The following is an 18,668-nucleotide window of genomic DNA, read 5'->3' on the forward strand; positions in this document are numbered from 1 at the left end:
CCATCACGTTGTCGTCAATTCGGTTTCCCGGGCGGTGAGTTCGGCGTGCCCGGCGAGCGCCACCCGCTCCGCGGCGGCGCCGGTCAGCGCGAACACCGCGGCCGCGCCGATCCAGCCGACCGCGCCCGAGCCGAGCAGCAGTCCGGTGACCACCACCGGTCCGAGCACCCGCTGGCCGGCCAGGCCGAGGCCGAACACGGCCAGGTAGCGGCCGCGCGCCTCGGGCGGGGCGAGCTCGATGGACAGGCTCCAGGTGGCCGAGGTGCTGACCACCTCGCCCACCGACAGCGCCACGATCGCCAGCACCAGCATCAGGACGGAGGCCGCGCCGTGCACCGCGCCCGCCGCGGCGAAGCACAGGCTGCAGGCGGCCAGCGCCACCCCGCCCCACAGCAGCATCCGGCTGCTGCGCCGCACCTCGTCGGCGAGCCGGCTCACCGGCAGCTGGGCGACCACCACCAGGACGGTGTTGAGCGCGTACAGCACCGACACCGTGGCGTGCGGGGCGGTGGTGTGGTCCAGCACCCAGACCGGCATCGCCACCAGCAGCAGCACGTCGAAGAAGGACAACAGGAAGTTCAGGCCGGTCAGCGCCAGGTAGTGGCGGTCCGGCAGGGCCCGGGGGCCGCCGCCGACGGGGGTGGCGGCGGCGGCCGGTCGGGTCGGGGCGGGCACCCGCAGCACCAGCAGGGCGCCGCCCAGGAACGCCACGGTGATCAGCACCATGGTGATCCGGTACGCCTCGACGGTGTCGAGGGTGAGCGTCACCCCGCCGGCCATGGCGCCGAGCCCCAGGCCGATGTTGCGCACCACGTTGACCAGGCCGAGCAGCCGGCTGCGGTCGCGCTGTTCCGGCAGCGCGGCCGCGACCAGGGCCTGGAGCACCGGCGGGCCGGCCCGGTCGAAGGCCACCGAGAACAGGGTGACCAGCAGGTACTGCCAGAGGTCCGTCACGAACGCGAAGGCGAGGAAGCAGAGTCCGCGCCCCGCGTAGACGGTGGCGAGCACCCGCCGGGCGCCGTGCCGGTCGGCGAGCACCCCGGCCAGCAGCGAGCCGGCCAGGGCGGCGGCGCCGGCCACCGCGAGGCCGGTCGCCACCTGGTTGGCGCTCAGCCCGACGTGCCGGGTGAACCAGGCGATCGAGCTGGCGGTGAACAGGCCGATGCCCAGGGACTGGACGAGTGCGGCCAGGGCCAGTCGGCGCCCTTCGGCGGAGAGCTCCCGCAGACCGACCGGCCGCCGCATCACTCGGCCCCGAAGTCGAAGTCGACCAGTTCGGTCAGCTCCATCTCGCGCACGATCCGGCGGATCCCGGAGAAGTCGCGCACCAGCAGGTTGTGGCCCGCGGCCCGCCGGCAGTCCTCGACGATCTCCTCGGCCCGCTCGAACCCGGCGTGCCTGAGGATGCCGGGCCAGACCGCGAAGTCCTGGGCGACGAAGGCGTTCAGGGCCTCGGGCAGGGCGTTCACGAAGGCCCGCTGCTGCTCCTTGTTCAGGTGGGTGTAGAGGCCCTTGGCCACCTCGACCATCACGGAGGAGTGGGCGGACTCGTCGCGGGCGTGCAGCCGGGGCACCAGCGCGTGCAGCGGCTGGACGGTCTCGTCGCGGGAGAGCAGCTCCAGGTAGGCGTTGACGCTGATCTCCGAGACGGTCGTCCAGACCAGCTTGAGCAGGTCGCGCTCCCACTTCTCGGAGACCTTGGCCTCGGCCTCCAGCAGCCGCCGGTAGGTGACGGTGTGCGGGTAGGCCGGCTCGGCGGTCACCTCGCGCAGCTCCCGGGTGCGCTGCATGGCGACCATGTGCATGTAGGTGTGCCACACCTCGTCGACGTGGGTCTGCTGCACCGCCCGCTTGGTGTGCACGCCGTCGGCGCCGGGGAAGACGCCGTGCATGATCATCGCGAAGGTCGGGTTGGCGACGTACTCCTCGGCGGCGATGACCCGCTCGTTGTAGACCAGCCAGGCCAGCGTCTGCACCGTCCGCCGCTGCTCCGGGGTGGCGGCCAGCCAGAGCGGGTGCTCGGCGAAGGGCAGCAGCCGCTCGGGGTAGTCGGGCAGCGCGGCGTCGTACTCCGCCGGGTCCGGGTCGGTGATCCGGTCCAGGTCGGTGCGGACGGTGGCGCGGCGCGGCCAGGACGCGGCGAGCCGGCGCAGCACCGTCTCGTCGATGCCGTGGGCGTGGTCCTCGGGCCCGTCCGCGGCGTCCGGGGCGACGGGGGTGTCGAGGTCGGGCAGCAGGTCGGTCAACGGTCCTCCTCCTTGCGGGACACCGCGTCGATGACGTCGGCGAGCAGGGTGACGCCGTGCGTCAGCCGGTCCTCGGCGAGCACGATCGGCGGCATGATCTTGAGCACCTGGCCGCGCGCGCCGGTGGTCTCCACCAGCAGCCCGGCGGCGAAGGCGGCCCGCGAGACCCGGTCCGCGAAGGCGGGGTCGGTGAAGCCGAGGCCGCGGATCAGGCCCCGGCCGCGCGGGGTGCAGCCGAGCGCGGCGAAGCGCCGGGCGAGGTCGGCCAGCAGGCCGTCCAGCAGCTCCACCCGGGCGGCCAGGCCCTCGGTGAACGCCGGGTCGGCCCAGCGGTCCAGGACGGCGGCGGCGGTGACGAAGGCCAGGTTGTTGCCGCGGAAGGTGCCGCTGTGCTCGCCGGGGCCGAGCTGGTCCAGCTCCGGCTTGACCAGCACCAGCGCCATCGGCAGCCCGTAGCCGCTGATCGACTTGGACAGGCACACCAGGTCCGGGGTGATGCCGGACTCCTCGAAGCTGAAGAAGGTGCCGGTCCGGCCGCAGCCGGCCTGGATGTCGTCGACGATCAGCAGGATGTCCCGCTCCCGGGCGACCTGCGCCAGCCGGCGCAGCCACTCCGGGGTCGCGGTGGCCAGGCCGCCCTCGCCCTGCACGGTCTCCACCACGAAGGCCGCGGGCTTGTCCATGCCGCTGCCCGGGTCGTCCAGCATCCGGGTCAGGTGGTCGATGGTGTCGACGCCCTCGCCGGCGAAGCCCTCGTACGGCATCCGCACCACGTTGGCCAGCGGGACGCCGGCCGCGTCGCGCTTGAAGGCGGTGGCGGAGGCGGCGAGCGCGCCGAGCGAGAGGCCGTGGAAGCCGCCGGTGAAGGCGACGATGTCGGTGCGGCCGGTGACCCGGCGGGCCGTCTTGAACGCGGACTCGATCGCGTTGGTGCCGGTCGGGCCGGTGAACTGGACCCGGTAGGAGAGGCCGCGCGGGGCCAGCACGACCTCCTGGAAGCGCTCCAGGAAGCGGCGCTTGGCGCCGGTGTGCAGGTCCAGCCCGTGCACCGGGCCGTCCGCGAGCAGGTAGTCCACCAGCGCCTGACGGGCGTCGGCCGGGTTGTGACCGTAGTTCAGCGCGCCGGCACCGGACAGGAAGTCCAGGTACTCGCGGCCGTCCTCGTCCCACATCCGGTGCCCGCTGGCCCGGGTGAAGACCGCCGGGAAGCGCCGGCAGTAGGTGCGGATCTCGGACTCCAGCTGCTCGAAGACCGCGGTGCCGGAGGAGGGGCCGGCGGGGAGGGTGGTCGTCATCGGGCGCTCCAGGGCTCGGTCGCGGAGATCCGCTCGGTCTCCTCGGGGGTCAGGACGGTGCGCGGCGACAGCGGGAAGCCGCCGTCCAGGGTGAGCCCGATCAGCTCGCGCAGGCGGTCCGCGATCAGGTCCGGGGTGTAGCGGGTCGGGGCCTCGGCGGCCTCGATCACCGCGGTCGGCGGGAAGAACCGGCCGCCGCGGGCCGGGCGGACCACCGCGTCCCAGACGTTGAGGCTCTGCCCGCCCCACTCGGCCCGGCCGCTGAACACCGAGTACAGCGGGATGCCGGCGGCGTCCGGGCGGCTCAGCGCCCGGTTGACGGGCTCGCTGACCATCTCGACGATCAGGCCGGCCGCGCCCGCGTCCCGCACCCGGCGGGCCTGGGCGAACATCCGCTCCGCGCCCTCGACGCTGTCGCCGTGCCGGCTCAGCTCGCCGCGCTGCGGGGTGTAGCCGAGGTGGCCGAGGGTGGTGGTGCCGGTCAGCGCGAGCGCCTCCAGGCAGTCCAGGTCGCCGTCGCCGGCCAGTTCGACCTTCACCGCGTCGGCGCCCGCCGCCCGGAACCGTTCGCCGGCGGCGAGGGCGGCCGCGGGGCTCGCGGTCGCGCCGTCCGGCAGGTCGGCCAGCAGGAAGGGCCGGCGGTCGGCCGGGAAGTGGGCGTCGATCGCCTCCCGCACCTCGGCGACCAGCCCGGTCAGGGTGGCCAGCGCCCACTCGCGCTCGGCGTCGTCGGCCAGCGCGGTGCTCGGGCGGCCCAGGTGGGTCATGAAGTAGGAGTCGCCGACCATCACGCACTCCAGCGGGCAGTCGGCCAGTTCGGGCGCCTCCAGCGCCCGGGCCAGGCCCTCCACCTCGTAGCCCCGGTAGGCGTTGACCTTGAGGCCGACGCGCGACGGCGCGTCGTAGCGGCGCAGGAACGGAGCCAGGCCGGAATGCTCCAGGACCACCGTGTCAGTGCTCATCGATGCCCTCCCGGTAGATCTTGTTGATGCGGTCGATCGCCTCCGCCACCAGCGGCGGCGGCGCGGCGGTGAAGCAGAGCCGGGCCCAGTCGGCGCAGTGGGCGCCGAACACCCGGCCGGGGGCCAGCCCCACGCCCAGTTCGGCGCAGCGGCGGACGAAGCGTTCGCCGTCGCCGTACGCGGCCAGGTCGAGGAAGGTGTACAGCCCGCCGGAGACGGCGGTGTGCGGGACCTCCAGCTTGGAGTCCGCGAGCCACCAGGCCGCGGCGGCCCGGTCGCGGCGGCGGGTGAGCTCCTCGGCCGGGGTGCGCAGCGCCTCGTACGCGGCGAACTGGGCCGCGGTGGAGACCGAGTAGAGCGAGTGCAGCGACCACTTGGTGAGCGGCTCGGCCAGGCCGGGCGGCGAGACCAGGAAGCCCACCCGGGCGCCCGGCATCGCGTAGGTCTTGCTGCAGCTGTACACCGAGAAGGTGCGCTCGGCGGCCCGCCCGACGGTGGCCGGGTCGACGAAGCCGGTCCGGGTGAAGTCGTAGTTCTCGTAGGCGTTGTCGGCGATCAGCCACAGGTCGTGCCGCTCGGCCAGCTCGGTGAGCGCCGCCAGCTGGGCGTCGCTGAGCCGGTAGCCGGTCGGGTTGTTGGGGTTGTTGAAGTAGATCGCCCGGGTGCGGGCGGTCACCGCCCGCTCGATCACCGACAGGAAGTCGAAGTCGGCGTCGGCGCTGAGCTCCAGGAAGACCGGCACCTCGCGCGGCACCCCGCCGGCCGCCCACACCAGTCCGGTGGCGAACAGCCACTGCGGGGACAGCACCAGCACCTCGTCGCCCTGGCCCAGGATCGCGTGCAGCACCACCGAGATGGCGTGGGTGCCGCCGTTGCCGACCAGCACCTGCGCGGGCTCGACCGGGGCGCCGCGGCGGGCCGCCAGGTGCTCGGCGAAGGCCTCGCGCAGCTGTCGGACGCCGCCGGGCGGGGCGTGCTGGTGGGCGGCGGTGGCGAACTCCTCGGCGTTCCACGGCCGGGGGCGGGCGCAGGGCTCGAAGACCGTCTTGCCCTGGTGCAGGCCGATCGGGGCCAGGTCGCCGCTGCGGCTGAGCAGTTCCTCCACCTGGACCAGGGGCGAGGGGGGTATCTCTCTGAGGTCTCGTGCCAGTGACGGCATGCTCGGGTGCTCCTCGGGTTCTCGGATGACGTGCGAGCTGTTCAGGCGTGCTCGGTACGGGCGGCGGCGCCGTGGGCGGGGCGGTCCAGGCCGAGGTTCTCGCGCAGCGTGGTGCCCTCGTACTCGGTGCGGAACAGGCCGCGGCGCTGCAGTTCGGGGACGACGAGGTCGGCGAAGTCGGTCAGGCCGTCCGGCAGCACCGGCGGCATCACGTTGTAGCCGTCGGCGGCGCCGCCGGTGAACCACTCCTCCATCGCGTCCGCGATCTCCTCCGGGGTGCCGATCAGCACCCGGTGGCCGCGGCCGCCGGAGACGGACTGGTAGAGCTGCTTGATGGTCAGCCCCTCGCGCCGCGCCTTGTCGTAGACCAGCCGCTGCCGGCTGGTGCTGCCCTGGGTCTCGGGCAGTTCGGGCAGCGGGCCGTCCACCGGGCTGCCGGAGACGTCGACGTCGCCGAGCAGCTGGGTGAGCAGGCCGAACCCGACCACCGGGTCGACGAGTTCCTGCAGGACGGCGTACTTGTCCTCGGCCTCGGCGCGGGTGCGGCCGACCACCGGGAACAGCCCCGGCATGATCTTCACCTGCTCCGGGTCGCGCCCGTGCGCCCGGACCTGCTCGCCCATCGCCCGGTAGAAGGCCTGCCCCTCCTCCAGGGTCTGACTGGCGGTGAAGATCACCTCGGCCCACCGGGCCGCGAAGTCCTGGCCGTCGGCGGAGGCGCCGGCCTGGATCAGCACCGGGTAGCCCTGCGGCGGGCGGGCCACGTTGAGCGGGCCGGCGACCGAGAAGTGCTCGCCCTTGTGGCCGAGCACGTGCAGCTTCTCGGGCCGGAAGAACTGCCCGCCGTCCTTGTCGTAGACGAAGGCGTCGTCCTCCCAGCTGTCCCACAGCCCGGTGACCACCTCCATGAACTCGCGGGCCCGGTGGTAGCGGGCGCCGTGGTCCGGCTGGGAGTCCCGGTTGAAGTTGCGGGCCTCGGCGTCGGTCACCGAGGTGACGATGTTCCAGGCCGCCCGGCCCGCGCTCAGGTGGTCGATCGAGGCGAACTTGCGGGCCAGGTGGAACGGCTCGTTGTAGGTGGTCGAGGCGGTCGCGGCCAGGCCGATCCGCTCGGTGTGCACCGAGAGCGCGGACAGCAGGGTGATCGGGTCGAACTGCAGGAACCGGCCCCAGCGGCTGAGTTCGTCGGCGTCCTGGTACGGCGTGCGGATGCCGACGCCGTCCGCGACGAAGAACATGTCGAACTTGGCCCGCTCGGCCGTGCGCACCAGGTCCCGGTAGTGGCCGAAGTCCAGGCCGCCGTCGGCCCGCGCCGCCGGGTGCCGCCAGGAGGCGACGTGGTACCCGGGGACGAGCATGAACGCCCCCAGCTTCATCATCCGGCGTGTCCCGCCCATGACCTTTTCCTCCCTGTCCGTTGACGATCGGTCCCGACCCCTCGGGTCGCTCACCGGCCGGGGGCGAGCTCCGGCCCGGTCACGCCCCAGTGGGTGTCGTCGGTGACCGGCACCGGTGCGCCCCAGTGGGTGTCGGCCGAGGAGCGCGCCATGCCCCAGTGGGTGTCGTCGCCCGACTCGCCGCCCGCGCCGGCGGCCGACAGGACCACCCCGACCGCCATCGCGCCGGCCGCCAGGCCGAGCACGGTGCGGATCATGATCCGGGTCTTCGTCATTGCGCTCTCCCCCATGTGCTGTTCGCTGTGCCGTTGTGCCGTAGTGCGTCCCTCGTCCGGCCGGGGTGTGGTCCCGGTCCGGTTCCGCCGGGCGGCCCCGGCTGGGACCAGTCCAGACCGGTGCGCTTTCCAACCACCTTTCACGGGGCTCCGCGGCGGCCCGAGCGTCGAAAGGCGATCAGAAGGACTCCAGAAGGGGGTTGCGCTCACGGGCGTGCGGATGGCGCTTCCGCGCGCGGGAACGCCGAAGGGCCGCCCCCGCCGGATGGCGGAGGCGGCCCTCGGGTACGGGCGGCCGGGTGTCAGGCCTTGACGCGCAGGACGAACTTGCCGGTGGAGTCGCGGGCCTCGAGGATCTCGTGCGCCTTGACGGCCTCCTCCAGGGCGAGTTCGGTGGTCTCGATCCGGACGGCGCCGGTGGCGAGCTGGCGGGCGGCCTCCACCAGGTGGCCGTGGACCAGGTCGGGCTGCTGGTCGGCGAGGCCGCCGATGTTGTAGCCGGCCACCGTCTTGGCGGTGTACCACATCTGGTTGGCCTCGTAGGTGTGGTCCTGCTGCGAGGCGTTGCCGAAGACCACGTGGCGGCCGAGCGGGGCCAGCAGGTCCAGGGCCTTGGCGCGCAGCGGGCCGCCGATGGAGTCCAGCAGGATGTCGACGCCGCGGCCGCCGGTCACCTCGGCGAGGCGCTCCTCCAGCTCGTCGTAGGTGAACACCTCGTCGTAGCCGAACTTCTCCTTGGCGAACGCGGCCTTGTCCGCGCTGCTCACCGCGCCGTAGACGGCGCCGGCGCCCAGGTTGCGGGCGATCTGCGCGGCGCCGCTGCCCACGCCGCCGGCACCGGCCAGCACCAGGACGCTCTCGCCCTCGCGGACCCGGGCCACGTCGTGCAGGATCGCCCAGGAGACCGGCAGGTTGCAGGGGAAGGCGGCCGCGACCGGGCCGGGGATGGCGTCCAGCTCGCCGTCGAGGGCGACGGTCAGCCGCTCACGGGCCACCGCGACCTCGGCGTAGCCGCCGCCGGCCAGGGTGAGCGCGGCGACCCGCTGGCCGGGGCGCAGGTTGGTGACGCCCTCGCCGACGGCGCGGACGGTCCCGGTGACCTCCAGGCCGGGGACGTGCGGGGTACCGGGCTGGAACTGGCCGCGGCGGAACATCACCTCGGCGAAGTTGACGCCCGCGTACTCCACGTCGATCGACACCTCGCCCGCACCGGGCTCGGGGATCTCCACGTCGACGAGGGTCAGGACCTCGGGGCCGCCGTAGCTGTCGAAACGAATGGCGCGCATGGGAATGCCTCCTGGCTGCTGTGCTGTCGAACTGCTGCTGCTACTGGTCTGCCGGCGCCGCGGCGAACCGCGTGGACCGCGGCGCACCGCGTGAACTGCCGGGTACTGCGGGGTACTTCGGTGGACCGGGCCGGTCCGCTTCGAGCCGCTTCGCGCCCTTGCGGGGCGCGTCGAGCCGCCGAACAGCGGACCGGGTCGGTCGGGGGGCGCCCGCCCGGGCCGGGGGGACCCGGGCGGGCGCGGGGGGTGGGACGGTCGGTCGGTCAGTGCTGTGCCGCGCCGTGGCCGAGGCCGGGCAGCCGGCTCCAGCCTCCGCGGTCGGCGTGCTCGGTCAGCACCGGGTCGTCGCCCACCACCGTGGGGTGGCCGACGAGTCGGAGCAGGTCGAGGTCGGAGGAGTGGTCGCCGTAGGCGTGGCACTCCTGCGGGTCGAAGCCGCCCCGGTCGAGCAGCTCGCGGGCGGCGACGGCCTTGGCCGCGCCGATCATCGGCTGCTCCAGTTCTCCGGTGAGGATCCCGTCGGCCACCAGTGGGCGGCTGCACAGGACGGTGTCGGCGTCGACGTACCGGGCGATCGGGTCCAGGCAGCCGGGGAAGGACCCGGAGACCAGGACGGTGTGGTGGCCCTGCTCGGTGTGCCGGCGGAAGGCGGCCAGGGCGGGGGCGTGGAAGAGCTCCCCCTCCCCGGTCCGCTCCTTGAACCACTGCTCGCCCTGCTCGGCGAGGTCGGCCTCCCGTACGCCGGTGAACAGCCGGTAGTACGCCCGGTTGACCTCCTCGCGCGGCACGCCGCCGTCCGCCAGTCGGCGGAGGGCGCCGTGGTCCCGCGCGTAGTCGGACTCCGGGCGGCCCTCGACCCGGTACCGGAAGGCCAGGAAGTCGAACATGCTCTTGACGTTGATCAAGGTCTCGTCGACGTCGAAGAAGGCCGCGGGGCCGGTCGGGCGGGTCACTGGGTGCTCCTGGTGTTCGTCATGGCGTCCGGGGTGCGTTCCGGGTGCGTCCCGGGTCCGGTCGGGATCCGATCGGGATCCGGTCGGGTCGGTCAGCGCGAGCCGGCGGAGGCCAGCTCGCCGTCCCGCTCCTGCTCCTGCTCGGTACGGGCGAGGCGGACCTGCTCGACGGTGCGGGCCGCGCGCTTGCCCTCCTTCTGCGAGATCACGTCGCTCTCGAAGGCGGTGAACTCGACCCGGGAGAGCGAGGCGCGGGCGCCGCCCTGGTGGACGGCGATCTCGACGCCGAAGGACAGCCGCTCGGGGTTGTCGATGCTCGCGCTGAGGATCTCGTAGTCGACGGTGGCGTCCAGCGGGAACAGGAAGTTCTCGAAGTCCGTGTCGAAGCTCTTGATCACGTAGTAGTACTGCCGCTCCGGCCAGGCCGAGGCGTAGAACCGCTCGGTGACGGCCAGGAACATCTGCCGCGCCGCCTCGATGATGATCATGCCCTGGATGTGCTGGCCGGTGGTGTGGTCCAGGAGCAGTTCGTTGTCGTTGTCCAGTCTCAGGTCCGCCTGGTAGCGCAGCGCGTCGATCTGGCGCAGGCCGGCGATCAGGACGTTCTGCTCGCGGTGCTTGTGCGCCTCGTCCCGGCAGGCCAGGCTCGGCTGCAGCTCGGGCACCGAGATGCGCTCGGCCGCACCGTAGCGGGCGATCTCACGAGCCACCCAGTCCCACTCGTAGGAGCTCATGCCCTGGCCGTTGATCAGCGTCAGACGGAGCTCGGGGTCACTGTAGCGCCCCGCCCGCAGCTCCTTGACGAACCCACCCGCGGTGGCCACTCCGTCGTTCGCGGCCAGTGCGCCGAAGCGGTCGCCGACCAGGTACAGAACATCGGTTCGATGCGTCATGTCAATGCCCCCATCACATGAAGTGCGCGTGGCGCGCGTCTCTGAACAGGCAAAAGGCTTGAATTGCAGCCCTCTCCCGCCTTCCTGACGGGAGGCCAGCTGCCAGGACAGTATCAGTATTCGTAGACAGCTTACGACCCTGTCTCATATCAAGACTTCACCAAGAATCCCGATCCCGGACGACCGACCGTCTTGACGCCCGCCGCGGCGAACCTATAGCGTCCTCTGTCATGAGTAAGAACCCTGATACCGAACAGGGTTCTTGCTGCTAATCGAACTCATCGACACCATCGACATCATCGGAGTCCTCGACCCATGAAGAGCTACCCACGCACCACGCTCGCAGCGGTGTGCATCGCCGGCGGGCTGCTCCCCGCCTCGCTCACCGGCGCCTCGGTGGCCCTGCCGAAGATCGCCACCGATCTGGGCGCGGGCCTCGGACCGCTCCAGTGGGTGGTCAACGGCTACAACCTGACCTTCGCCAGCTTCATGCTCGCCTGCGGCGCCATCGCCGACCTGGTCGGCCGCCGCAGAATGCTGGGCATCGGCATCACGCTCTTCGGCCTCTGCTCCCTGGTCAGCGGCCTGAGCAGCAACATCTACCTGCTGGACGGCGCCCGCCTGCTGGCCGGCGCGGCCGCCGCCGCGGTGCTCACCGCCGGCAGCGCGGTGCTCGCCACCACCTTCTCCGGCCCGGCCCAGGCCAAGGCCTTCGGCGTCCTCGGTTCGTCCTTCGGCGTCGGACTCGCCCTCGGCCCCTCCACCTCCGGCCTGCTGGTCTCCTCCTTCGGCTGGCGCTCGGTCTTCCTGCTGCACGCGGCGATCGACCTGGCGCTGCTGCTGGCCCTGCCGCGGATCACCGAGTCCCGTGACCCGGGCGCGCGCGGCGTCGACTGGGGCGGCACCATCACCTTCACCACCAGCCTCGCGCTGGTCACCCTCGCCATGGTCGAGGGCCCCCAGCAGGGCTGGACCAGCCCCGTCGTGCTCGGCCTGCTGGCCGGCTTCGTGCTGCTGCTCGCGCTCTTCGTGGTCGTCGAACTGCGCCAGGAGCGCCCGATGTTCGACATGACCCTGTTCACCCAGGGCCGCTTCGTCGCGATCTGCTTCGTCCCCGTCGCGCTCGCCTTCGGCTTCGTCTGCCTGCTGGTCTTCCTGCCCTCCTACTTCATGGGCGCCAACCGGTTCAGCAGCTCCGAGGCCGGTGCCGTGATGCTGCTGCTCACCGCCCCCGTGCTGGTCTTCCCGATCATCGCCGGTCGCCTCGCCCAGAAGATCTCGGTCCGCACCCTGCTGGCCGTCAGCCTGCTGCTGGTCGCCGGCGGCGCCGCCTGGCTCACCACCATCCACCCGGGCATCGGCGTGGCCGGCCTGATCGGCCCGTTCCTGATCATCGGCACCGGCGTCGGCATCTCCTTCGGCCTGCTGGACGGCGCCGCGATCGGCTCCGTCCCGCCGGAGCGGGCCGGTATGGCCGCGGGCATGTTCAACACCATGCGCCTGGCCAGCGAGGCGATCGCCATCGCCGGTATGGGCTCCGTCCTGGTCAGCCTGGTCAGCTCCAACGTCTCCACGAACCTCGACTCCTACGGCAGCGGCTTCACCGGCAACCCGGACGGCCTCGCCGCCAAGGTCGCCCAGGGCAACCTGGCCGACCCGGAGTCCGGCGTCGCCGAGGCCGGCCGCCAGGCCTTCCACACCTTCCTCGCCGACGGCTACACCGACGCGCTGCGCACCGTGCTGTGGATCCTGGCCGGCGTGGCCGCGCTCAGCGCCCCGCTGATCGCCGTGATGCTCCGTGACCGCAAGGCCGCCGCGGCCGCGGTGACCGCCCCGGAGGCCGACCAGGCCCCCGAGCCGGTCGGCGCCGGGCGCTGACGCCCACCGCGACGGAACTGACCGCCAGACCCGAGCGACCGGTCCGGGAGGGGCGCGGTGAACCCGCCGCCCCGCCCGGACCGCTCCGCCTCCGCACCTCCCGCACCTCCCGCACCTCCCGCACCTCCCGCACCCGCTGGACCCCCTGCACCCCCGCCCCCGAACCACCGCGAAGGAAGAGATCATGCACAGCCGCCACCTCGGCCCCACCGGCCTCGACGTCGGAGCCATCGGCCTCGGCTGCATGGGGATGACCGACTTCTACACCACCGGCGGCTACGACGAGGCCGCCTCGGTCGAGGTCGTCCACCACGCCCTCGACCAGGGCATGACCCTGATCGACACCGCGGACGTCTACGGCCCCTTCACCAACGAGGAGCTGCTCGGCCGGGCGCTGGCCGGCCGTCGCGAGCAGGCCGTGCTGGCCACCAAGGTCGGGCTGGTCCAGGAGCCGGACCGGCCGATGTACCGCAACGGCCGCCCCGAGCACATCCACGCCTCGATCCGCGCCTCGCTCAAGCGCCTCGGCACCGACCACGTCGACCTGTACTACCTGCACCGGGTGGACCCGGACGTCCCGCTGGCCGAGTCCTGGGGCGCGATGGCCGAGCTGGTCGAGGCCGGCCTGGTCCGCGGCATCGGCCTCTCCGAGGTCGGCGTCGAGGAGCTGGCAGCCGCACAGGCCGTCCACCCGGTCGCCGCCGTGCAGACCGAACTGTCGCTGTGGAGCCGGGAGGTGCTCGCCGACGTGCTGCCCTGGTGCGAGGCCAACGGCGCCGCCTTCGTCCCGTACTCCCCGCTCGGCCGCGGCTTCCTCACCGGCGGCTACACCAGCCCGGACGCCTTCGCGCCGGACGACTACCGCACCGCCAACCCGCGCTTCGCCCGGGAGGCCTTCGCCGCCAACCTCGCCATCGTCGAGACCCTGCGACGGGTCGCCGAGCGGCACGGCGCCACCCCGGGGCAGGTCGCCCTCGCCTGGACCCTCGCCCAGGGCGAGCAGGTCGTCCCGATCCCCGGCACCAAGCGGCTCGGCCACCTCGCCGAGAACGCCGGCGCGGCCGACCTGCGGCTGTCCGACGCCGACCTGACCGAGCTGGACTCCGCGCCGGCCCCGGTCGGCTCGCGGTACTGACGCCCGGTCACCCACCGTCTGCCCCAAGCGGCTTCACCACCCCCGCCCCCACGCCCCCCGCGAATCCGCACCAACCACAAGGAGAGACTTCATGGCACAGCAGCGCACCCTGGGCGCCGAGGGACCGGCCGTCGGCCCGATCGGCCTCGGCTGCATGGGGATGAACTGGGTCTACACCTCCCAGCTGCAGAGCACCGAGGAGTCGATCGGCGCCATCCGGCACGCCGTCGACCTCGGCATCACCCTGCTCGACACCGCGGACCTCTACGGCCCCTTCACCAACGAGGAGTTGCTCGGCGAGGCGCTCCGCGGCGGGCTGCGCGAGCAGGTGGTGCTCGCCACCAAGGGCGGCCTCAAGGCCGGCCCGGAGTCCCACCTCGGCTCGGTGCAGGTGTCCGCCGACGGCCGGCCGGAGCACCTGCGCGCCGCGGTGGAGGGCTCGCTGCGCCGGCTGGGCACCGACCGGATCGACGTCTACTACCTGCACCGGGTCGACCCGAGGGTCCCGCTGGTGGAGAGCTGGGGCGCCCTGGCCGAGCTCCAGCAGGCGGGCAAGATCGTGCAGTTGGGCCTGTGCGAGGTGTCCGCCACCCAGTTGGACGCGGCGCACGCGATCGCCCCGGTCGGCGCCGTGCAGTCCGAACTGTCGGTGTGGAGCCGGGACCCGCTGGCCGAGGTGCTGCCCTGGTGCAAGGCCAACGGGGCCGCCTTCGTCCCGTTCTCCCCGCTCGGCCGGGGCTTCCTGGCCGGCCGCTTCGACGGCGAGAACGCGCCGGACCAGGACGACTTCCGGGCCCGGCTGCCGCGCTTCCAGGAGGAGGCGCGGGCGCAGAACCAGCGGATCTCGGACGGCATCCAGGAGGTCGCCGCCCGGCACGGCGCCACCCCCGCCCAGGTCGCGCTGGCCTGGACGCTGGCCCAGGGCGAGCACGTCGTGCCGATCCCGGGCAGCACCCGCCGACTCCACATCGAGCAGAACGCCGCGGCCGCCGAGGTCCTGCTGAGCGCCGACGATCTCTCCGTGCTGGACTCCCTCCCGGCTCCCGTCGGAACCCGCTACTGACGTGCGCCACAAACGAGTTCGTTCTCCGAGTTGTAACTCAGGGCTCTACGAAGTATTAAGGTTCTGAGTAGCACTTCAGGTTCCGACCACAGAGGAGGCCCCGTGGCTCCCCCCGACCAGGACGTCCCCTCCCGAAGGCTGGGACACCTCCTCAAACAGTGTGAGCAGACCATGATGGCCGCACGCGGCCGGGCGCTGCGGACGGTCGGCCTGACCGTGCCGCAGTACCTCACCCTCCGGGTGCTGGCCGAGCACCCGGACGCGTCCGGGGCGCAGCTGGCCCGGCACTGCCTGGTCACGCCGCAGACCATGGCCACCCGGCTCGCCTCGCTGGAGGGGCGCGGGCTGGTCCACCGGCAGGTCTCCTCGGTCCACTCGCACGTCTTCACCGCGCGGCTGACCGAGGAGGGGCGGGCCCTGACCGTCCGGGGCGAGGCGGCCGAGCACACGGCCGAACAGCAGCTGGTCAGCTCGTTCCTGGCGGAGGAGGTGGTGGCTTTCCGCTCACTGTTGCGGCGCGCCGTGGCAGCGGTGTCCGCACCGGAGGCCGACCCGTCGGCGCGGATCAGTTCGTACGTAGCGACTGATCAGCCCACTGATGTACCTTAAAGTCCGAATAATCCGCCGTGGGGGGCAGCCAGGGATGCGATCACTGTGACCGATAACAGCTCCAACCAGCCGAACTCAGCTCCGCTCGATTTCCACGACCGCCTGGGCCATGCCATCAAGCGGGCCGAGCAGGCGCTGATCGGCGAGAAGACGCGCGCGCTGCGCACCGTCGACCTGACGGTTCCGCAGTACGTGACCCTGCTCGTGCTCCAACAGTCCTCCGGGATGTCCGGGGCGCAGCTGGCCCGGGAGTGCATGGTCACGCCGCAGACCATGACCACGATCCTGACCAACCTGGAACACAAGGGCCTCATCACCCGTGAGACGTCGAGCGTGCACCAGAAGGTGCTGGTGGCCAAGCTCACCCGCTCCGGCCGCACCTTGGCGAAGAAGGCCGACACCTTGGCCCGCGGGGTCGAGAAGCGACTCACCGACGCCTTCGACGACTCCGAGCAGGCCCAGCTGCGCGAGTTGTTGGAACGCTCCGCGGCGGCTCTGCGCAAGACCGACTGAGCCGCACCGCGGCAGCACTGCGAGGCAGGGCGGAAGGCCGCCCCCTGGACGCCCGATCACCACCCGGGGCGCCGAGGGGGCGGCCTTTCCCTTTTCCGGGGCCGGACGCCCATGCTTCGGATACAGCCGATGGTTCACCTACTCATTAACATTGCGATACTGGACAAGGCATTGACCTAAGTCAGGCCTCTGATACTGTATCGATCATGCAGACAGCGCAGCAGCACGCGACGTCCATCGGCATCCTCGGCACCGGGTCGCACCTGCCCGCGAACGCCGTCGACAACACCCTGGTCGGCTCCCGGGCCGGTGTGACCGCCGAGTGGATCCACCGCAAGACCGGCATCAGCGAGCGGCGCTACGCCGCCGAGGGCGAGGCCACCTCCGACCTCGCCGCGCACGCCGCCCGGGCCGCCCTCGCCGACGCCGGGATCCGCCCCGGCCAGCTCGACCACATCGTGGTGGCCACCTCCACGCCCGACCACCCGCAGCCCGCCACGGCCGCCATCGTGCAGGACCTGATCGGCGCCGAGCAGGCCGCGGCCTTCGACCTGAACTCGGTCTGCAGCGGCTTCGCCTTCGCCCTGCACACCGCCCACCGCCTGATCGCCGACGGCGGCCACGCCCTGGTGATCGGCGCCGACGTCTACTCCCGGATCATCGACCCCACCGACCGCCGCACCGCCGTCCTGTTCGGCGACGGCGCCGGCGCCGTCGTGCTCGGCCCCGTCCCGGCCGGCTACGGCATCGAGAGCTCCCTGCTGGAGACCTTCGGGCAGCACCACCGCACCATCCGGGTCCCGGCCGGCGGCAGCCGCAGACCCGCCTCGCCCGAGAGCCTGGCCGAGGGCGCCCACTGGTTCGCCATGAACGGCCGCGAGGTCCGCGAGTTCGTCACCGAGCGGCTGCCGTTCACGGTCAAGGAACTGCTCCGCCGGGCCGACCGCACCGGCGCCGAGGTCGACCACTTCGTGCCGCACCAGGCCAACGGCCAGATGCTGGCCGAGATCCTGCCCTCGCTCGGCCTGGACCGCGCCCGCACCCACCTCACCGTCGCCGAGTACGGCAACACCGGCGCCGCCTCCGTCCCGATCACCCTCGACGCCGCGAACCGCGCCGGCGCCCTGCGCGACGGCGAACTGGTGCTGCTCTCCGGCTTCGGCGGCGGCATGTCGATCGGCAGCAGCCTGCTGCGCTGGCACGCCGCCGCGTAGCCCAGGCGCCCCACCGGGGCACACCGCCCACCCCTGACGACGACGGGAACCCGCACCGCAACCGGCCGGCACCCGCCCGACACCCGTACGAGAGAAGAGACGTGACCAGCAGCGCCGACCCCACCGCCCCCCGTCCCACCGGCAGACGGCCCGTACTGATCGTCGGCGCCGGCCCGGTCGGACTCACCTCCGCGGCCGAACTGCTGCGCCGCGGCGTCGACATCCACCTGGTCGACCGCGCCCCGGCGCCCTCCCCGCTCACCAAGGCCCTGCTGGTCTGGCCGCGCACCCTGGAGGTGCTGCGCCGGCTCGCCGACCCGGCCGGCACCGCCGCCCGCAGCCTGCCGGTCGACGCCTTCCACTACTACTCCGAGGGCCGCCCGATCGCCACGCTCGACCTGACCGGTCGCGCCCAGCCGGTGATCCTCCCGCAGCCCGAGATCGAGGACCTGCTCGGCGCCGCCGTCACCCGGCTCGGCGGCGAGGTCGAACGCGGCACCTCGCTCACCGCGCTGGAGCAGCACCCCGACCACGTGGTCGCCGTGCTGCGCGGCGCCGACGGCACCGAGCGGAGCGCCGAGTACGCGTACGTCCTCGGCTGCGACGGGGCCGGCAGCACCGTCCGGGAGCTGCTCGGCCTCAGCTTCGAGGGCCTCACCTACCCCAACACCTTCATGCTGGTCGACGCCTACGTGGACGGCCCGCTCAAGCACGACGCCGCCCACTACTTCTGCTCCTCGCGCGGCGTGCTGGTGATCATCGGCCTGCCCGGCGGCCGCTCCCGGGTCTTCACCTCGCTCCCGCCCGGCCTCGCCCCCGAGGACGCCACCCTGGAACTGATGCAGCAGGTCGTGGACGAGCGCGGCCCGGGCGGCCTCACCCTCCGCGACTCCGCCTGGACCAGCACCTTCGCGGTGCACGCCCGGCACGCCGAGCGCTACCGCGAGGGCCGGGTGTTCCTGGTCGGCGACGCCGCGCACATCCACAGCCCGGCCGGCGGCCAGGGCCTCAACACCGGCGTCACCGACGCCCAGAACCTCGCCTGGAAGCTCGCCCTGGTCTGGCGCGGCGAGGCCGGCGCCCCGCTGCTCGACAGCTACCACACCGAGCGCACCCAGGTCGCCCGCGCCGTCGTCCGCCAGGCAGACCTCCAGACCCGCGCCTGGCTGCTGCGCAAGCCCGCCCAGGTCACCGCCCGCGACCGGGCCGCCTCGGCCGCCTCCCGGTTCGGCCTGTTCGACCTCGACTACATCCCCTGGCTGGCTGGCCTGCGCACCGTCTACGGCGAGGGCCGGGAGACCAGGCTGCGCAGCTGGAAGCTCTGGGGCCACCGCTTCGTGCCCGGGGCGCTCACCCCCGACCGGCAGGTCTGGGACCGCCGGCTCGGCCGCCGGCTGTCGCTGCGCGAGGCCGTCTCCGACCTCCAGCACACCCTGCTGGTCGAGCTGCCCGGCACCGCCCTGCCGCCGCGGGTCGCCCGCGCCCTGGCGGAGGCCGAGAAGCGCCACCCCGGGCTGCTGGACGTCCGGGTGCTGGACGCCACCGGCACCCTGCACGACGGCGCGCCGGCCGAGCCGGGCCCGGGCACCCGGCCGCACGGCGCCGGGCGCGGCGCCGGGCGTACGGCCGGTCGCGGCTCCGGCCGCGGCTCCGTGGTGCTGGTCCGCCCCGACCAGCACGTCCACACCCGGCTCCCGCTGCACGAGGCGCACCGGATCACCGCCCTGCTGGACGAGGCCCTGCACCACCCCGCCCGCTGACCCCGCCCGCCGACCCTCCCCTAAGGACCG

Annotated in this window: 17 protein-coding genes; 7 read left to right on the forward strand and 10 right to left on the reverse strand. The window is 73.0% G+C overall.

Annotation, left to right across the window (positions count from 1 at the left end; all coding sequences use genetic code 11):
• Positions 1–3: 3 nt before the first annotated feature.
• From ACIQWA_RS06010 to ACIQWA_RS06055, 10 genes are all read right to left on the reverse strand, one after another.
• A complete protein-coding gene (locus ACIQWA_RS06010) occupies positions 4–1,245 on the reverse strand; it encodes an MFS transporter (RefSeq protein WP_402478701.1) in 1,242 nt (413 codons plus the stop codon).
• Positions 1,245–2,246 (reverse strand): diiron oxygenase, encoded by a 1,002-nt coding sequence (locus ACIQWA_RS06015; RefSeq protein ID WP_402478704.1) that lies wholly within the window; start codon positions 2,244–2,246, stop codon positions 1,245–1,247. Before ACIQWA_RS06015 ends, ACIQWA_RS06010 begins: the two co-directional genes overlap by 1 nt.
• Complete coding sequence (gene ectB / locus ACIQWA_RS06020) at positions 2,243–3,541, reverse strand: diaminobutyrate--2-oxoglutarate transaminase (protein ID WP_402478705.1); 1,299 nt, start codon at positions 3,539–3,541, stop codon at positions 2,243–2,245. Before ectB ends, ACIQWA_RS06015 begins: the two co-directional genes overlap by 4 nt.
• Positions 3,538–4,503: a 3-methyl-2-oxobutanoate hydroxymethyltransferase gene (locus tag ACIQWA_RS06025; protein WP_360237673.1), complete on the reverse strand. Its 966-nt coding sequence runs from the start codon at positions 4,501–4,503 to the stop codon at positions 3,538–3,540. Before ACIQWA_RS06025 ends, ectB begins: the two co-directional genes overlap by 4 nt.
• On the reverse strand, positions 4,493–5,662 hold the full coding sequence (locus tag ACIQWA_RS06030; protein ID WP_360237675.1) for a pyridoxal phosphate-dependent aminotransferase: 1,170 nt from the start codon (positions 5,660–5,662) through the stop codon (positions 4,493–4,495). Before ACIQWA_RS06030 ends, ACIQWA_RS06025 begins: the two co-directional genes overlap by 11 nt.
• Positions 5,663–5,703: 41 nt before the next feature.
• Positions 5,704–7,059 (reverse strand): LLM class flavin-dependent oxidoreductase, encoded by a 1,356-nt coding sequence (locus tag ACIQWA_RS06035; protein WP_360237677.1) that lies wholly within the window; start codon positions 7,057–7,059, stop codon positions 5,704–5,706.
• A gap of 50 nt (positions 7,060–7,109) precedes the next feature.
• Entirely contained in the window at positions 7,110–7,334 is a 225-nt protein-coding gene (locus tag ACIQWA_RS06040; protein WP_360237679.1) for a hypothetical protein, read from the reverse strand.
• Between the two features lie 302 nt (positions 7,335–7,636).
• On the reverse strand, positions 7,637–8,620 hold the full coding sequence (locus ACIQWA_RS06045; protein WP_360237681.1) for a zinc-binding dehydrogenase: 984 nt from the start codon (positions 8,618–8,620) through the stop codon (positions 7,637–7,639).
• Positions 8,621–8,883: 263 nt separating this feature from the next.
• Positions 8,884–9,573 carry an HAD family hydrolase gene (locus ACIQWA_RS06050; protein ID WP_360237683.1) on the reverse strand — a complete coding sequence of 230 codons (690 nt, stop codon included), beginning with the start codon at positions 9,571–9,573 and terminating at the stop codon, positions 8,884–8,886.
• Between the two features lie 92 nt (positions 9,574–9,665).
• Positions 9,666–10,466 (reverse strand): AfsA-related hotdog domain-containing protein, encoded by an 801-nt coding sequence (locus tag ACIQWA_RS06055; protein WP_360237685.1) that lies wholly within the window; start codon positions 10,464–10,466, stop codon positions 9,666–9,668.
• Positions 10,467–10,781: 315 nt separating this feature from the next.
• On the opposite strand from ACIQWA_RS06055, the gene ACIQWA_RS06060 reads away from it, so the two are divergent.
• From ACIQWA_RS06060 to ACIQWA_RS06090, 7 genes are all read left to right on the forward strand, one after another.
• Complete coding sequence (locus ACIQWA_RS06060; RefSeq protein ID WP_402478709.1) at positions 10,782–12,344, forward strand: MFS transporter; 1,563 nt, start codon at positions 10,782–10,784, stop codon at positions 12,342–12,344.
• Between the two features lie 184 nt (positions 12,345–12,528).
• Positions 12,529–13,479, forward strand: coding sequence for an aldo/keto reductase (locus ACIQWA_RS06065; protein ID WP_360237689.1), 951 nt, complete (start codon positions 12,529–12,531; stop codon positions 13,477–13,479).
• Positions 13,480–13,570: 91 nt separating this feature from the next.
• The gene (locus ACIQWA_RS06070; RefSeq protein ID WP_360237691.1) at positions 13,571–14,542 is read left to right on the forward strand and encodes an aldo/keto reductase; all 972 of its coding nucleotides are present in this window, start codon (positions 13,571–13,573) and stop codon (positions 14,540–14,542) included.
• 102 nt (positions 14,543–14,644) lie between these two features.
• A complete protein-coding gene (locus ACIQWA_RS06075; protein ID WP_402478714.1) occupies positions 14,645–15,151 on the forward strand; it encodes a MarR family winged helix-turn-helix transcriptional regulator in 507 nt (168 codons plus the stop codon).
• Positions 15,152–15,196: 45 nt separating this feature from the next.
• Positions 15,197–15,664 carry a MarR family transcriptional regulator gene (locus ACIQWA_RS06080; protein WP_360237695.1) on the forward strand — a complete coding sequence of 156 codons (468 nt, stop codon included), beginning with the start codon at positions 15,197–15,199 and terminating at the stop codon, positions 15,662–15,664.
• 206 nt (positions 15,665–15,870) lie between these two features.
• The gene (locus ACIQWA_RS06085; RefSeq protein WP_402478717.1) at positions 15,871–16,878 is read left to right on the forward strand and encodes a 3-oxoacyl-ACP synthase III family protein; all 1,008 of its coding nucleotides are present in this window, start codon (positions 15,871–15,873) and stop codon (positions 16,876–16,878) included.
• 101 nt (positions 16,879–16,979) lie between these two features.
• Positions 16,980–18,638 carry an FAD-dependent monooxygenase gene (locus tag ACIQWA_RS06090; RefSeq protein WP_402478720.1) on the forward strand — a complete coding sequence of 553 codons (1,659 nt, stop codon included), beginning with the start codon at positions 16,980–16,982 and terminating at the stop codon, positions 18,636–18,638.
• Positions 18,639–18,668 lie beyond the last annotated feature (30 nt).

It is taken from the genome of Kitasatospora sp. NPDC098652, from assembly GCF_044760155.1.
Classification (GTDB): domain Bacteria; phylum Actinomycetota; class Actinomycetes; order Streptomycetales; family Streptomycetaceae; genus Kitasatospora.

What these genes read in the sequence shown, in the direction of transcription:
- ACIQWA_RS06010 (WP_402478701.1), bottom strand. Translation starts at nt 1,245, where the DNA reads ATGCGGCGGCCGGTCGGTCTGCGGGAGCTCTCCGCCGAAGGGCGCCGA.
- ectB (WP_402478705.1), bottom strand. Translation starts at nt 3,541, where the DNA reads ATGACGACCACCCTCCCCGCCGGCCCCTCCTCCGGCACCGCGGTCTTC.
- ACIQWA_RS06025 (WP_360237673.1), bottom strand. Translation starts at nt 4,503, where the DNA reads ATGAGCACTGACACGGTGGTCCTGGAGCATTCCGGCCTGGCTCCGTTC.
- ACIQWA_RS06030 (WP_360237675.1), bottom strand. Translation starts at nt 5,662, where the DNA reads ATGCCGTCACTGGCACGAGACCTCAGAGAGATACCCCCCTCGCCCCTG.
- ACIQWA_RS06035 (WP_360237677.1), bottom strand. Translation starts at nt 7,059, where the DNA reads ATGGGCGGGACACGCCGGATGATGAAGCTGGGGGCGTTCATGCTCGTC.
- ACIQWA_RS06040 (WP_360237679.1), bottom strand. Translation starts at nt 7,334, where the DNA reads ATGACGAAGACCCGGATCATGATCCGCACCGTGCTCGGCCTGGCGGCC.
- ACIQWA_RS06045 (WP_360237681.1), bottom strand. Translation starts at nt 8,620, where the DNA reads ATGCGCGCCATTCGTTTCGACAGCTACGGCGGCCCCGAGGTCCTGACC.
- ACIQWA_RS06055 (WP_360237685.1), bottom strand. Translation starts at nt 10,466, where the DNA reads ATGACGCATCGAACCGATGTTCTGTACCTGGTCGGCGACCGCTTCGGC.
- ACIQWA_RS06060 (WP_402478709.1), top strand. Translation starts at nt 10,782, where the DNA reads ATGAAGAGCTACCCACGCACCACGCTCGCAGCGGTGTGCATCGCCGGC.
- ACIQWA_RS06065 (WP_360237689.1), top strand. Translation starts at nt 12,529, where the DNA reads ATGCACAGCCGCCACCTCGGCCCCACCGGCCTCGACGTCGGAGCCATC.
- ACIQWA_RS06070 (WP_360237691.1), top strand. Translation starts at nt 13,571, where the DNA reads ATGGCACAGCAGCGCACCCTGGGCGCCGAGGGACCGGCCGTCGGCCCG.
- ACIQWA_RS06085 (WP_402478717.1), top strand. Translation starts at nt 15,871, where the DNA reads ATGCAGACAGCGCAGCAGCACGCGACGTCCATCGGCATCCTCGGCACC.